Annotated in this window: 14 protein-coding genes; 6 read left to right on the top strand and 8 right to left on the bottom strand. The window is 67.4% G+C overall.

The window, feature by feature from the left end; all coding sequences use genetic code 11:
* Positions 1-11: 11 nt before the first annotated feature.
* The 4 genes from ABIB29_RS00945 to ABIB29_RS00960 all read right to left on the bottom strand — a co-directional run bounded on the left by ABIB29_RS00945 (position 12) and on the right by ABIB29_RS00960 (position 5,347).
* Positions 12-989 carry an NUDIX hydrolase gene (locus ABIB29_RS00945; protein ID WP_354169287.1) on the bottom strand — a complete coding sequence of 326 codons (978 nt, stop codon included), beginning with the start codon at positions 987-989 and terminating at the stop codon, positions 12-14.
* Between the two features lie 11 nt (positions 990-1,000).
* Positions 1,001-3,265 (bottom strand): RNA degradosome polyphosphate kinase, encoded by a 2,265-nt coding sequence (locus tag ABIB29_RS00950; RefSeq protein WP_354169289.1) that lies wholly within the window; start codon positions 3,263-3,265, stop codon positions 1,001-1,003.
* A 114-nt stretch (positions 3,266-3,379) separates the two neighbouring features.
* The gene (mshD, locus tag ABIB29_RS00955; RefSeq protein ID WP_354169291.1) at positions 3,380-4,363 is read right to left on the bottom strand and encodes a mycothiol synthase; all 984 of its coding nucleotides are present in this window, start codon (positions 4,361-4,363) and stop codon (positions 3,380-3,382) included.
* 285 nt (positions 4,364-4,648) lie between these two features.
* Positions 4,649-5,347 carry a winged helix-turn-helix transcriptional regulator gene (locus ABIB29_RS00960; RefSeq protein ID WP_307465631.1) on the bottom strand — a complete coding sequence of 233 codons (699 nt, stop codon included), beginning with the start codon at positions 5,345-5,347 and terminating at the stop codon, positions 4,649-4,651.
* A gap of 215 nt (positions 5,348-5,562) precedes the next feature.
* Here ABIB29_RS00960 and ABIB29_RS00965 point away from each other — a divergent pair, with 215 nt between their 5' ends.
* The 6 genes from ABIB29_RS00965 (at position 5,563) to ABIB29_RS00990 (ending at position 11,028) form a co-directional block, all read left to right on the top strand.
* Entirely contained in the window at positions 5,563-6,297 is a 735-nt protein-coding gene (locus ABIB29_RS00965) for a permease (RefSeq protein ID WP_354169293.1), read from the top strand.
* Between the two features lie 175 nt (positions 6,298-6,472).
* On the top strand, positions 6,473-7,087 hold the full coding sequence (locus ABIB29_RS00970; protein ID WP_354169294.1) for a nitrobindin family protein: 615 nt from the start codon (positions 6,473-6,475) through the stop codon (positions 7,085-7,087).
* Between the two features lie 90 nt (positions 7,088-7,177).
* Entirely contained in the window at positions 7,178-7,912 is a 735-nt protein-coding gene (locus ABIB29_RS00975; RefSeq protein ID WP_354169295.1) for a flavodoxin family protein, read from the top strand.
* Between the two features lie 22 nt (positions 7,913-7,934).
* Positions 7,935-9,017, top strand: coding sequence for a CAF17-like 4Fe-4S cluster assembly/insertion protein YgfZ (gene ygfZ, locus ABIB29_RS00980; RefSeq protein ID WP_354169297.1), 1,083 nt, complete (start codon positions 7,935-7,937; stop codon positions 9,015-9,017).
* Positions 9,014-9,409 (top strand): ankyrin repeat domain-containing protein, encoded by a 396-nt coding sequence (locus ABIB29_RS00985; RefSeq protein WP_354169299.1) that lies wholly within the window; start codon positions 9,014-9,016, stop codon positions 9,407-9,409. The genes ygfZ and ABIB29_RS00985 overlap by 4 nt, the downstream gene beginning before the upstream one ends.
* A gap of 92 nt (positions 9,410-9,501) precedes the next feature.
* Positions 9,502-11,028, top strand: a complete 1,527-nt coding sequence (locus ABIB29_RS00990) for a DHA2 family efflux MFS transporter permease subunit (RefSeq protein WP_354169301.1) — start codon at positions 9,502-9,504, stop codon at positions 11,026-11,028.
* A 19-nt stretch (positions 11,029-11,047) separates the two neighbouring features.
* Here the strand turns inward: ABIB29_RS00990 and ABIB29_RS00995 are convergent, their stop codons facing one another.
* The 4 genes from ABIB29_RS00995 to ABIB29_RS01010 all read right to left on the bottom strand — a co-directional run bounded on the left by ABIB29_RS00995 (position 11,048) and on the right by ABIB29_RS01010 (position 13,561).
* Entirely contained in the window at positions 11,048-11,758 is a 711-nt protein-coding gene (locus ABIB29_RS00995; protein WP_354169302.1) for a GNAT family N-acetyltransferase, read from the bottom strand.
* A 51-nt stretch (positions 11,759-11,809) separates the two neighbouring features.
* Complete coding sequence (locus ABIB29_RS01000) at positions 11,810-12,835, bottom strand: 6-phosphofructokinase (RefSeq protein WP_354169304.1); 1,026 nt, start codon at positions 12,833-12,835, stop codon at positions 11,810-11,812.
* 171 nt (positions 12,836-13,006) lie between these two features.
* Positions 13,007-13,261, bottom strand: a complete 255-nt coding sequence (locus ABIB29_RS01005; RefSeq protein ID WP_354169306.1) for a PspC domain-containing protein — start codon at positions 13,259-13,261, stop codon at positions 13,007-13,009.
* A gap of 3 nt (positions 13,262-13,264) precedes the next feature.
* The gene (locus tag ABIB29_RS01010) at positions 13,265-13,561 is read right to left on the bottom strand and encodes a hypothetical protein (RefSeq protein WP_354169307.1); all 297 of its coding nucleotides are present in this window, start codon (positions 13,559-13,561) and stop codon (positions 13,265-13,267) included.

Here is a 13,561-nt window from a genome sequence, read left to right on the forward strand (position 1 = left end):
GGTCAAGGACCTCAGTCGTCGAACGGCCTGAACCGCTCGACCGCGACAACCTTGTCTTTGCTGTGGTGCGCCACGTGGCACACGACAATCTCGCCGGGAGCAAGGAACGGGTCGGAGTCCGGCAGCAGGGCCCGCAACCGGGACCCCATGTGCTTTCCCAGCTGGGCGAAGACGGTGGGCAGGGCGGGGCGGTGTGTGCAGAGGACCACGGCCCGCTGCTTGTCGAAGAGGCCCTCGACGGCGGCGGCGGTCTTGTGCGGATGGCGGCCGTGCCGGTGCTCGGTGAGGGCTTCGTTCAGCTTCACCTTCGCGTCGGACGCCTTGGCGTAGGGGGCGATGGTGGCAACGCAACGCAGCCACGGGCTGGAGACGATGCGCCTGGGCTTCCAGGCCTGCAATAGCCGCCCGACTGCCTGCGCCTGCCGCAGCCCGGTGACCGCGAGGGGCCGGTCCCCTTCGGCTTTGGACCATGAGGAGCGCGGCTTGGCCTTGGCATGGCGCACGATCACCAGCGGCCAGGTCTTTAGTTCGCCGCGGGCGTGGGCGGCCGCCAGGTGCTCCAACGGGGCCACGTCGCTGGGGTTGCTCAGCAGGCGCGCCGCCTTCTCCGGCGAGCACCACATGACGCTGTCCACTTCCTTGCCGTCCGGGCGGAGGGCGGCCCCGTCGACGTCGATGGCCCAGTAGTGGACCACCTTCAGCCCGGCCGGGACGTGGTAGTGGATGGCGGGCAGCGGAATGCCCAGGGTCGCCTTCAGGCCGATTTCCTCTTCGACCTCGCGGGCGGCGCACTCGGGCACCGTCTCGCCGGCGTCGATCTTGCCCTTGGGCCAGGACCAGTCGTCATACCGCGGGCGGTGGATCAGCAGGACCTCGACTTGGTCCTTGTCGCCAGGGGCGACGCGCCAAGGCAGGGCGCCCGCAGCCACCACCGCAATTGCATCGCCGGGATGGTCTGTCTGGTCGGCGACCAGTGAATCGCTACTCAAAGCCAGAGCCCCTACCGCAGCCCGGACGAGCGCTGGCGCGAGCGGGAATTGAGCAGCCAGGACTGGATGTCTTCGAGATCCTGACCGTCTTCGGTGAGGTGGTGGCGGGTCCATTCCGCCTCGTTGTTCAGGTGCCAGCTGGCGGTGCCGGGATCCATGTAGCGGCGCAGCAGGTCCATGACATACGTCGTGTCGTCCCCGCTGGTGAGCTGGACGAGGGCTTCCACCCGCCGGTCCAGGTTGCGGTGCATCATGTCCGCCGAACCGATGTAGACCACCGGGTCCCCGGCATTGGCGAAGGCGAAGACGCGGGAGTGCTCCAGGAACCGGCCCAGCACGGAGCGGACCGTGATGTTCTCGCTGAGGCCGGGCACCCCGGGACGCAGGGAGCAGATGCCGCGGACGATGATGTCCACGGGGACGCCGGCCTGGGAAGCCCGGTACAGGGAATCGATGATGGCTTCGTCCACCATCGAGTTGACCTTGATCTGGACCCGGGCGGTGAGGCCTGCCCGGGCGTTCCGGATTTCCGTTTCGATCCGGTCGATGAGTCCTGAACGCACCGACCGGGGAGCCACGAGCAGCCGCTTGAAGGTTGACTTCGGGGCGTAGCCGGAGAGCTGGTTGAAGAGCCTGGAGAGGTCCTCGCCCACCTGCTCGTTGGCCGTCAGAAGGCCCAGGTCCTCGTAGTAGCGGGCGGTGCGCGGATGGTAGTTGCCGGTGCCGATGTGGCAGTAGCGGCGGAGGCCATCCACCTCCTGGCGCACCACAAGGGAGAGTTTGCAGTGGGTCTTGAGGCCCACGATGCCGTAGACCACGTGCACGCCGGCCTGCTCCAGCTTCCGGGCCCACGAGATGTTGGCCTGCTCGTCGAAGCGGGCTTTGATTTCGACCAGGGCCAGGACCTGCTTGCCGGCCTCGGCGGCGTCGATCAGGGCGTCGACGATCGGCGAGTCGCCCGAGGTGCGGTACAGCGTCTGTTTGATGGCCTGGACCTTCGGGTCCGAGGCCGCCTGTTCCAGGAACGCCTGCACCGAGGTGGAGAACGAGTCATAGGGGTGGTGCAGCAGGATGTCCCGCCGCCGCATGGCCGCAAAGACGTTCGCCGCCTTGGACGTTTCCGACTCGTTGAGATGCCGGGAGGTGTGCGGGACATGCTTGGGGTAATGCAGGTCGGCCCGGTCGATTCCGGCGATGACCGAGAGCCCGCGGAGATCCAGCGGCGCCGGGACAGAGTAGACCTCGGATTCCTCGACGCCCAGCTCGCGGATCAGCAGCGCACGGATGTTCGGGTTGATGTCGGTTGTGACTTCGAGCCGGACCGGCGGGCCGAATCGGCGGCGCAGCAGTTCCTTTTCGAGGGCCTGCAGGAGGTTCTCGGCGTCGTCCTCTTCGACCTCGACGTCCTCATTGCGGGTGACGCGGAAGGTGTGGTGCTCCAGCACTTCCATCCCGGCGAAGAGCTGGTCCAGGTGGACGGCGATGACTTCCTCGAGGGCGATGAAACGTGCCACCCTGCCCGGCACGGAGCCGGCGCGCGGGCCGTCGATCGAGATCAGCCGGGGGAGCTGGTCCGGGACCTTGAGGCGGGCGAAGAGTTCCTTGTCGCTGACCGGGTTGCGGACGACGACGGCGAGGTTCAGCGAGAGCCCCGAGATATACGGGAAGGGGTGGGCCGGGTCCACGGCCAGCGGGGTCAGAATCGGGAAGACCTTCTCGGCGAACATCGCGCTGAGCTGGTCCTTGGCCTGGGAATCGAGTTCCTCCCAGTGCATGAGATGGATGTGCTCATAGGCCAGCGCCGGGCGGATCTGCTCGGCGTAGACGCGGGCGTGGCGCTGCTGCAGCCGGTGGGCTTCGTCGCCGATCTGTTCAAGGACCTGCATCGGGCTGAGCCCGGCGGGGGAGGGGACGGCCAGGCCGGTGGCGATGCGGCGCTTCAGCCCGGCGACACGGACCATAAAGAATTCGTCCAGGTTGGACGCGAAGATGGACAGGAAGCTGACGCGTTCCAGCAGGTGCAGGTTCGGGTCTTCGGCGAGTTCCAGCACCCGGGCGTTGAACGAGAGCCAGCTCAGTTCGCGGTCCAGGAAGCGGTCCGGGCTGAAGTCGCCCTCCGGCTCCAGGTTGGGCGCGAATTCCGGGATGTCGATCCGGTCCTGGGTGGCACGTGAGGCAGGCACTTCGGAGGAACCGAATTGGGCACGCGCGGGTCTGACTTTTTTGTCCGACGTGGCGGCCCCAGACGTGGCTGTCCGGGCAGAATCCCGTTGCATGGTCTCTCCTAATGCTGGCTCGATTTAGCTTCAACCTTACAAGCAATCATCCGGCGATCAGCTTTCGCAGAGCCCGGATTTCCCCGGGCGTAAAGAAGATGTCCGCCGACTGGATTAACGCCCTTCCAGCGGGGCGTACATAACGTCGACGTCCCAGCGGGTGAAGCCCAGCCGCCGGTACAGCGAAACGGCCGGAATGTTGTCCGCATCGACGTAGAGCATGACGGCGTGCAGGCCCTGGTGCTGCAGGTGACGGATGCCGGCCACGGTCAGCGCTTTCCCCAGTCCGGTGCCCTGTGCCCCGGGAGCGACGCCCACGACGTACACCTCGCCGATCGCCGGGTGGTCACCGTGCCGGGGATGCACCTTGGTCCAGTGGAACCCGAGGATCCGGTCCGAGGCATCGACGGCCAGCAGGAAACCGGCGGGATCGAACCACGGCTCGTCCATCCTGGCGGCCAGGTCGCCGCGGGTCATGGCGCCCTGCTCGGCATGGTGCGCGAACGCGGCCCGGTTCGCCGCGAGCCAGGCGTCCTCATCCTGGCCCGGGACGAAGGAGCGCAGGCTCACTCCGGCGGGCAGCGGGACGTCGGGCAGCTCCGCCGTCGACCCGGCGAGCCGCATCTTCCACAGCTCGCGGACCGGGCCGTAGCCGTAGCGCGCGGCGAGGTCGGCCGCGGCTTCATGGTTGCCATGGGACCAGGCCTTCAGGCCCGCGAAGCCGCGCGTCGCCTGGAGTTCGCCGACCAGCCGGTTCGCCACGCCCTGGTTGCGGTAGCTGGGGTGGACGGCAATTTCCAGCACCCCCGTGCCGTCCGGTTCCTCGATCACGACGGCGACCCCGGCCAGATCCTCTGCCGTCGCCGGGTCCGATTTCTCGTCGGGGCAGTAAAGGGCGAGGGTCAGTGCGGTGGGTGTGCCTGCGGCCCCGCCTGCGTCCGCGGCACGCAGGGTCACGAGTGTCTGCTCGGACAGCGGCGGATTGCCGTCGGATTCCTCAGCGGCGGCCGCGAGGGCTTTGACGTCCTTCAGGAGCTGCGGGTCCGCAGCTCCTGTGGCGGAGAGGACGGGCCAGTTCTCGGGGTGCACAGGACTCATGGTGCAAGGCTATACGGTGCCGCCGGGGCGGAGCCGATTTTGTTGTTTCCGGAACTCTTACGTATAGTCGTTACTCGTCCGGCTGTTCGGTCCATAACCTGTTTCTCGGTGCCGCCGGCAGTGACACGAGGGGGATCCACCACTGGGGTGGCCTCGATACGTTCGACCCGTATGTCCTCCACTGAAGTAGAAAAAGCCCCGGACTGGTGTCCGGGGCTTTTTGCTTGCTCCGTGCGGGAGCTATCGGGCTGCACTCGAAAGGGAAGGTGCCCGGGCCCCTGCACGTCAGGCCTCGGTGAGTTCTTCCTCCGGATGCCGGACCAGGGTCAGGCGGTAACCCACGTTGCGGACCGTGCTGATCAGGTTCTCGTGGTCGGCGCCGAGTTTGGCCCGCAGGCGCCGGACGTGGACGTCCACCGTGCGGGTGCCGCCGTAGTAGTCGTAGCCCCAGACTTCGGTCAGCAGCTGCTGGCGGGTGAAGACCCGCCCGGGGTGCTGCGCCAGGTACTTGAGCAGTTCGAATTCCTTGAAGGTCAGGTTCAGCGGTGCGCCGTTGACGCGGGCGGTGTAGCTGGCCTCATCGATGACGACGCCGGCAGCCCGGATCTCCGTCGGGGCGTCGTCCTGGTCCGGCACGGCCCGGGCGACGCCCAGGCGGATGCGGGCTTCGACCTCGGCGGGTCCGGCGGACTCCAGCAGGATGTCGTCGACCGCCCATGCCGAGGACACGGCGGCCATGCCGCCCTCGGTCAGGATCAGCATGAGGGGGGCGCTCAGGCCGGTGGCCTTGAGCAACTGCGTCAGGGAGCGGGCGCCGACGAGGTCTTTGCGGGCGTCCAGCAGGACGATGTCGCACGGGTCGGTCTCCAGCAGCGCCGTCGGCTCGGCGGGGAGAATATGGACCCGGTGGTTCAGTAGTTCCAGCGCAGGCAGGACGTCCACCGATGAGCCGGTGCTGTTCGTCAGTAACAGGATGTGCGACATGTTTCCTCCAAGGGGTGTCCGCGCATCGTTGGGCGTCTGTAGCTGTGTCTGAGTATACCCAAAGGCCCCTTGCCGGACATGCTTCCGTCACCTGCGTCGGGTTCTTTTGCGACACAAAACGGTCATATAGGGCAGGATTGATCCGTCGGGGCCTGCCGCCCCCATGACGAAAGACCAGGTCGACGAATGACGGATATACACATGTTGGGTATGCAGTGAGGGATTGGTCCATCGGCGTCATCGGCCTGGCCGGACTCGCCGCGATTGTTGGCGCGTCCTACACCTCGCCGGAGGCACTCCTGGCAGTGGCGGTGCTCATCGCCGCCGGCGTCGGAATCGGCTGGCCGCATTTCCTGGGCATCCCGGCCAAAAAAACCCTCGCCGTCCTGATCGGCCTGCCGGGCGTGGGCGCCGCAGTTGCCGCCACCTACCTTCCCGCCCCGGGTTTCCTGGACTGGACGCCGTCGTTCATGGCAGCCGGCGTGATGGCCATCTTCGTGATGCAGCTGATCCGCGGCACCGGCCAGGCGCAGCGCCTGGAGTCCACGCTCGGTTCGTCCGCCGGCGTGATGTTGTCCTGCCTGGGCGCCGGCTGGATCGCGTGCTTCCGCTTCAATGGCGTCCGCGAGATGGTCCTGGTCGCCGCGATCAGCGCTGCTGTCGCCCTGCTGGCGGGCCTGATCCGCTGGCCGGACCGGGTCGTGGCGCCACTGGGCATCGTCGCTGCCGGCCTGGCAGGACCGCTCGCGGGCCTCGTCTTCTCGGACATCGCCGTGCTCCCGGCGGCGATCGTCGGGGTGGTGGTGGGAGCCGTGCTGGTGAGTTTCCGCCGGCTGGTCATCCTCCGCGGTGAATCGCTAAGCTTTGCGGCAGCCCTCGGAATCGGACTGGGCCCGGTGTCCGCCGTCGGTTCGCTGGCTTACTTCATAGACAAACTACTCATCTTCTAAAGCGCTAGGATGGCATCATGTCCGTACTTGCATTTGAAATCTTCTTCCTTGTTCTCCTCGGCGTTGCCAGCCTGGCCATGGCCTGGTTCGCGGGTTTCGTGGTGTACCGCCTCTTCAAAGGCCAGAAGTAACAGCCAGAAATTACTAGCCGTCTTCGTTTCCAGAGGTAGCTGCTGTGCCGATTGAAATACCTACAGATCTGACCCCCGAAATCGTTCCGCTGTCCTGGCTCATTGGTGAGTGGGAGGGCCGAGGCCGGTTGGGGGCCGGGGAAGAGGAGTCCGAGCACTTCGTGCAACGCGTCTCCTTCACACACAACGGCCTGCCGTACCTGCAGTACCGTGCGGAGAGCTGGCTGACCGACGACGAGGGCACCAGGCTGCGTCCGTTGACGGTCGAAACCGGTTTTTGGGCCCTGGAGCGCAAACAGCGCGAGGAAGACGGCGGCCCCGGGCTGATCCCGGCGGACATCGTTCCCGTGCTCAAAAGCGCCGACGAAGTCGAGGCCCTGCGCAACAAGGACGGCGGCTTCGACATCTCCGTCTCGATCTCCCACCCCGGCGGGATCTCCGAGCTGTACTACGGCCAGATCAAGGGCCCGCAGATCCAGCTCAGTACCGACATGGTGATGCGCGGCAGCCACTCCAAGGAGTACACGGCCGCCACCCGGATCTTTGGACTCGTGGACGGCAACCTGCTCTGGCGCTGGGACGTGGCCACGGGCAAGACCCCTGCGGGGGGCAGCGGCCTGGAGGCCCACGCGTCCGCCATCCTCCACAAGGTCACCTGACCGGCGTCACGCCGCGCGCGGCCTGACCGGGGCCCGTTGTAAGGTCTCACTGATTTTCCTTTGTCCGTAGCGACCGCAGGGAGCACCACAGTGAATACCGCAGCTGCTCAGCCCGGGAGGTCAGCCGACTTCAGCGACCTCAAAGCCGTGTACTTCAACGGCACCCTCAAGAAGTCCCCGGAGACCTCCAACACGGAGGGCCTGATCGAGGTCAGCCGCCGGATCATGGACAAACACGGCGTCAGCACCCGGGTCATCCGGACGGTGGACCACGATATCGCCAGCGGCGTCTACCCGGACATGCGCGAGCACGGCTGGCTGACCGATGAATGGCCGGAGCTGTATCCGGCCGTCCGGGAAGCAGACATCGTCATCGTGGCCGGACCGATCTGGCTGGGCGACAACTCCTCGCAGACCAAGAAGCTGATCGAACGCCTCTACGCGCACTCGGGCGAGCTTAACGACAAGGGCCAGTGGGCGTTCTATCCCAAGGTGGGCGGCTGCCTCATCACCGGCAACGAGGACGGCATCAAGCATTGCGCCATGAACGTCCTCTACAGCCTCCAGCACGTTGGCTTCACCATCCCGCCGCAGGCCGACGCCGGCTGGATTGGCGCCGTCGGGCCGGGCCCGAGCTACCTTGACGAAGGTTCCGGCGGCCCGGAAAGCGACTTCACCAACCGCAACACCACCTTCATGACGTGGAACCTGCTGCACCTGGCCCGGATGCTCAAGGACGCCGGCGGCATCCCTGCCTACGGAAACCTGCCCGAGGCCTGGAAAGCGGGGACAAGGTTTGACTTCGAGAATCCGGAATACCGCTAGCCCTTAAGGACTTCTACTTCATATGACTATCAAGAGCCCACTGCTCGCGCGCCCTGGCGCCGTCGAAGCCGGCGGTGCTGACGCCGGCGTCGCCTCCCACTATGGCGAACCGCTGCGCGAACAGCGGGCGCTGGCCGCCGGCACCGCCGTCGTGGATCTGTCCCACCGCGGCGTCGTCACCGTCACCGGGCCGGACCGGCTGAGCTGGCTCAATACGCTGTCCTCCCAGCAGCTCACCAACCTGGCGCCCGGGCAGTCCAGCGAACTGTTGCTGCTCAGCGTGCAGGGCCGGATTGAATTCGACGCACGGGTGGTGGACGACGGCGCAACCATGTGGCTGGTCGTCGAGGCAGCCGAGGCCGCTCCGCTGGCCGAGTGGCTCAACAAGATGAAGTTCATGCTCCGCGTTGAGATCGCCGACGCCTCGGCGGACTGGGCTGTCCTGGGAGCCACCCGCCCGGTGCCGGAATTCTCCGGTCTGCTGGTCTGGGAAGACCCTTGGCCGCATGTCGGCGCCGGCGGCTACTCCTACGCCGTGGTCGCGGAGGATTCCCACCCCGGCCTGGAACGGCCGTGGTTCGAATACCTTGTCCCGGCCGCCGAGCTGGAAGCCACGGTCGGCGACCGCCCGCTCGCCGGGATCTGGGCCGCCGAGGCGCTGCGCATCGCAGCCTGGCGCCCGCGCTGGGGTGCCGAAACCGACGACAAGACCATCCCGCACGAACTGGACCTGCTGCGCACCGCCGTGCACCTGAACAAGGGCTGCTACAAGGGCCAGGAAACCGTGGCCCGGGTCCACAACCTGGGCCATCCGCCGCGCCGGCTGGTGTTCCTGCAGCTCGACGGCTCACAGCACACCATGCCCGCCGTCGGCAGCGAGGTCCGCTCCGGTGACCGCAAGGTCGGCACCGTGACCTCCGTGGCGCAGCACTACGAAATGGGGCCGGTGGCACTGGCCGTGGTCAAGCGATCGGTCGCGCCGGAGGACGTCCTGACCGTCCTCGACGGCGACGAGCCCTACACCGCGGCGCAGGAAGTCATTGTGGCTCCCGACGCCGGCCAGGTCGTGGGCCGCCAGACCGGCTTCCTGAGGGGAACGCGATGACCAGCGAGAACACCGGGCCGGACGACGAGACGCTGGCCCTGGCCCACAAGCTCTTCGACGCTGCCCGCCAGGGGGACTCCGGGCTGCTCGCCGGCTACCTCGCGGCCGGCGTGCCGGCGACACTCACCAACGAAGCGGGGGACACCCTCCTGATGCTCGCGGCCTACCACGGCCACGCCGGCACCGTCCGGCTTATCCTCCAGCACGGCGGAGACGCCAACAGCGCCAACGACCGTGGCCAGACGCCGCTCGCAGGAGCCGTGTTCAAGGGCTACACGGAGGTGGCGCAGGTGCTGGTGGACGCCGGAGCGGACCCCGGCGCCGGTACGCCCTCCGCCCGCGCGGCCGCGCAGATGTTCGAGCGCAAGGACATCCTGGCACTGCTGGGTTGAGTGCACCCGACGGGAGGCCGGTGAGGATCCGGTCCGGACGCACCGCACGCCCCCAGAACCACCCCGGCATCCCCTCCAGCCCTAAGGAACCCATGGAAAACGTAGCCAGGCCGTGGCCGGCACTCTGGTCGCTGGTGATCGGCTTCTTCATGATCCTGATCGACACCACCATCGTGTCGGTGGCCAATCCCCGCATCATGGAAGGCCTCAACGCCGATATCAACTCGGTGATCTGGGTGACCAGCGCCTACCTCCTCGCCTACGCCGTTCCGCTGCTGATCACCGGCCGGCTGGGTGACAGGTTTGGCCCGAAAAAGCTCTATCTGTCCGGTCTAGTCGTCTTCACCTTCGCCTCGCTCTGGTGCGGTCTCTCCGGCGACGTCCAGACGCTCATCATGGCCCGGGTACTCCAGGGCTTCGGCGCGGCGATGATGACACCCCAGACCATGGCGGTCATCACCCGGATCTTCCCGCCGGACCGGCGCGGCGCTGCGATGGGCATCTGGGGCGCCACGGCCGGCGTCGCCACCCTCGTGGGACCGATCCTTGGCGGCGTCCTGGTGGACGGACTCGGCTGGGAATGGATCTTCTTCATCAACGTCCCGGTGGGCATCGCCGGCTTCTTCCTCGCGCTGCGCTACGTCCCGGCCCTGAGCACCCACCCGCACAAGTTCGACATCCCGGGCGTGCTGCTCAGCGCCGTCGGCCTGTTCCTGTTGGTGTTCGGCATCCAGGAAGGCGAGACCTACAACTGGGGCACCATCACCGGACCCATCACGGTGTGGGGGCTGATCATCTCCGGAATCGCCGTGCTGGTGGTGTTTGTTGTGTGGCAAAAGGTGAACAAGGGCGAGCCGCTGCTGCCGCTGTCACTCTTCAAGGACCGCAACTTCTCCCTCGCCAATATCGGCATCACCACCGTGGGATTCACCGTGACCGCGTTCACGTTGCCGCTGATCTTCTACTACCAGATGGTCCGGGGCCTGACCCCGACCGAATCCGCGTTGATGATGGTGCCGATGGCGCTGATCTCGGGTGGTCTGGCCCCTGTGGTGGGCAGGTTCATTGACCGGGTCAACCCGAAATTCATCACCGCGGCCGGCCTGGTGCTGATGTCCGTGGCGCTGTTCTGGAACGCCTTCCTGATGCACCCGGACACGCCGATCTGGCTGTTCCTGCTGCCCAGCGCGGTGCTCGGCTTCGCCAACGCCGGCATCTGGGCTCCGCTGAGCACGACCGCCACCCGGAACCTGCCGCCCCGGCAGGCTGGCGCCGGCGCCGGCGTCTACAACACCACGCGCCAGATCGGTGCCGTCCTGGGCAGCGCCGCCATCGCGGTGCTGATCCAGGCGAGGCTCGCGGCGGAACTCCCGTCAGCTCCGGGAGGGGCCGGGGAAGCCAGCCCGATGTCCTTTGGCGGTGCCCTTCCCGCGGCCCTGGAGCAGGGCTTCTCGACGGCGATGGGCCAGTCCATGCTGCTGCCCGCCGCGGTCATCCTGCTCGGCGCGGCGGTGGCGCTGTTCTTCGCCAAGCCCCAGCCGATGCAGGGCTGGGGCACGGCCCCCGGTTCCCCGGCGAAGGCCGCCGAAGGCGAACCCGCCGCGGCCCAGCCAAGCTGAGGCCACCCCGGACTCCGGTTCAGCCCAGCAGGACGCTGGTCTGGATGCCGCCGGCGGTGAAGCCCAGGCTGCGGGCGATGGCCAGTGAGCCCTTGTTGCTGACGTCGGAGCGCCACTGCAGCGTCAGCCCGGAGGCGAGTGCCTCATGGGCCGCGATGGAGGCTGCCAGGGAGCCAAGTCCCCGGCGGCGCCACTCCGGTGCCACCAGGACCCCCATCTGCGCCAGGATGCCCTCCCACTCGGTGTAGGCACCGCACGCCACGGGGGTCCGGCGGCCGTCCTCCGCGTGCAGGATGGTGAAGCGGTGCTCCAGGCCCGCGAGGCCCACTTCGTTGACGTCATCCGGCGGGCAGGCGGCTTCCAGCTCGATCGCTTCCGGATGGCCGTGCGAGACGGTCAACTCCTCCGAGGGCTGCCGCAGAGGCAGATCGTCTGCGAAGAACAGCGCGGCGGCGCCGAGCCCGTGGCCGCCGTGGTCCCGGGTGATGGTCAGCAGCGTGACATGCTGCGCGAGTTCCTCGTCGGACAGCCCGACGGCGGCGTCCAGCGCCCACTGCGGGCCCACCAGGGCGGAGTTGCCGAACAGCCTGACGAACTGGACGTCGCGGGCCGCGTCATCGGCGCGCGTGATCCGGACTCCCGCGGCCGCCGCAAAGGCGCCGTCGTCGAGCCCCAGGCGGCGGGCCCACGCGAGCTGGATGATGTCGACCGAACCGGGCTCAAGTGTCATGCCTCCACCCTACCCACGGGCGTGTCGGGCTCAGTGCGGCGGACCGGGGGCTCAGCCGAAGAGGACCGCGGCCTCGTCGTAGCGGTACTTCGGGACGGTCTTGAGATTGCCGAGCGCGGCGTCGAAGCCCACATGGACGATGTCGGTTCCGTTGAGGGACACCATGGTGCCCCAGCGTTCTTCCACGACGGAGTCGATGGCCGCCATGCCCAGACGGGTCGCCAGCACACGGTCGAACGCGGTGGGGACCCCGCCGCGCTGGATGTGGCCCAGCACTGTCGCCCGGGTTTCGATGCCCGTCATGGCCTCCAGCTCCGGGGCCAGCCGTTCGGAGATCCCGCCCAGCCGCGGACGGCCGAAGGTGTCCAGTCCGCGTTCGGAATGCGGTGTTTCCTGGCCATCCGGGACGAATCCCTCCGCGACGACGACCAGCGGTGCGCGGCCGCGGTCCCGCGCCGAGGTAACCCATTCGGCGATCTGCTCCATCGAGGCTTTTTGCTCCGGGATCAGGATGGCGTGGGCGCCCGAGGCCATGCCGGCGTGCAGCGCGATCCAGCCCACGTGCCGGCCCATCACCTCGGCTATCATGCAGCGGTGGTGGGACTCTCCGGTGGTGCGGAGCCGGTCGATCGCCTCGGTGGCAATCTCGACGGCGGTGTCGAAGCCGAAGGTGTAGTCCGTCGCGTCGAGATCGTTGTCGACGGTCTTGGGGACGCCGACGATCTTCAGGCCGGCGTCGGTGAGCCGCTTGGCTGCGGCCAGGGTGCCCTCGCCGCCGATGGCGATGAGGGCGTCGATGCCCAGCCGGTCCATGTTGGCCTTGATGACCTCGGGCCCGCCGTTGTTCTCGAACGGGTTGGTGCGGGAGGTGCCCAGGATGGTCCCGCCCTGCTTGGCGATGCCGCGGACCATGGTGCGGGGGATATCGATGATGTCGCCCTCGACCACGCCGCGCCAGCCGTCGAGGAATCCCACGAACTCGTGGCCATGGACGGCGATGCCCTTCAGGACGGCGCCACGGATGACGGCATTCAGTCCGGGGCAGTCTCCGCCGCTGGTGAGGATTCCAATTTTCATGTTTCGGCTCAAATCCTGGCTTGAAGGGTTACAGGCAGAGCGCCACGCTGAGCTCACCTAAAGTCTAGTGGGGCATGTGGGGCAGGACACAAACGATGACAACGCGAAGTGCCCCTGCCGGGGCGGCAGGGGCACGTGACGTCATCGCTGTATTTTCCTCGAGGAGGCGCCTCAGGGGCGGTTCGGGCGCTTCGCCAGGAACGACTCGAGGACGATGGCGTTCCGCTGATCCGGCAGGAGCAGCCAGGCCGCGACATACAGGACAAAGGCTGGTCCGGGCAGCAGGGCAAAGAGCAGGACAGCGATCCTGACGAACGCAACATCCACGTTCAGCTTGGCGGCGATTCCGCCGCAGACACCGCCCAGCCAGCGCTGCGGACCACGTTTCAGGCCAAGGCCCCGGACGGTGCTAAAGAACTTTTCCATGGCTCAAGACTTCCTTGTCGATGCGTCTTTGTCACGCCCGCGGGCGGAGAGCAGCCCGCCGATCACGAGTGCCGCGCCGGCGCCGATCATCAGGCCGATCACCACATAGGTGCCGTTGAGCGCCACGATGCCGAGCTGGGCGACGATGATGAGGACGGCGAGAGCCGCCACGATCAGCCCCCAGACGATGGTGCCGACCCGGGCCGGGGAATCCTCCGGCGGCTCGGGGGCGCCGGGCCGCAGGGGAGCGGCGGGGCGGCTGTCTTCCGTGCTGCCGGTCGGTGCGTTATAGCTGCTCAT

The sequence above is a fragment of the Arthrobacter sp. UYEF36 genome (genome assembly GCF_040547025.1).
Classification (GTDB): domain Bacteria; phylum Actinomycetota; class Actinomycetes; order Actinomycetales; family Micrococcaceae; genus Arthrobacter.

Bases quoted from the DNA above. Each gene is read 5' to 3' on its own strand.
- ABIB29_RS00950 (WP_354169289.1), bottom strand. From the start codon at position 3,265: ATGCAACGGGATTCTGCCCGGACAGCCACGTCTGGGGCCGCCACGTCG.
- mshD (WP_354169291.1), bottom strand. From the start codon at position 4,363: ATGAGTCCTGTGCACCCCGAGAACTGGCCCGTCCTCTCCGCCACAGGA.
- ABIB29_RS00960 (WP_307465631.1), bottom strand. From the start codon at position 5,347: ATGTCGCACATCCTGTTACTGACGAACAGCACCGGCTCATCGGTGGAC.
- ygfZ (WP_354169297.1), top strand. From the start codon at position 7,935: ATGACTATCAAGAGCCCACTGCTCGCGCGCCCTGGCGCCGTCGAAGCC.
- ABIB29_RS00985 (WP_354169299.1), top strand. From the start codon at position 9,014: ATGACCAGCGAGAACACCGGGCCGGACGACGAGACGCTGGCCCTGGCC.
- ABIB29_RS00990 (WP_354169301.1), top strand. From the start codon at position 9,502: ATGGAAAACGTAGCCAGGCCGTGGCCGGCACTCTGGTCGCTGGTGATC.
- ABIB29_RS00995 (WP_354169302.1), bottom strand. From the start codon at position 11,758: ATGACACTTGAGCCCGGTTCGGTCGACATCATCCAGCTCGCGTGGGCC.
- ABIB29_RS01000 (WP_354169304.1), bottom strand. From the start codon at position 12,835: ATGAAAATTGGAATCCTCACCAGCGGCGGAGACTGCCCCGGACTGAAT.
- ABIB29_RS01005 (WP_354169306.1), bottom strand. From the start codon at position 13,261: ATGGAAAAGTTCTTTAGCACCGTCCGGGGCCTTGGCCTGAAACGTGGT.
- ABIB29_RS01010 (WP_354169307.1), bottom strand. From the start codon at position 13,561: ATGAGCAGCTATAACGCACCGACCGGCAGCACGGAAGACAGCCGCCCC.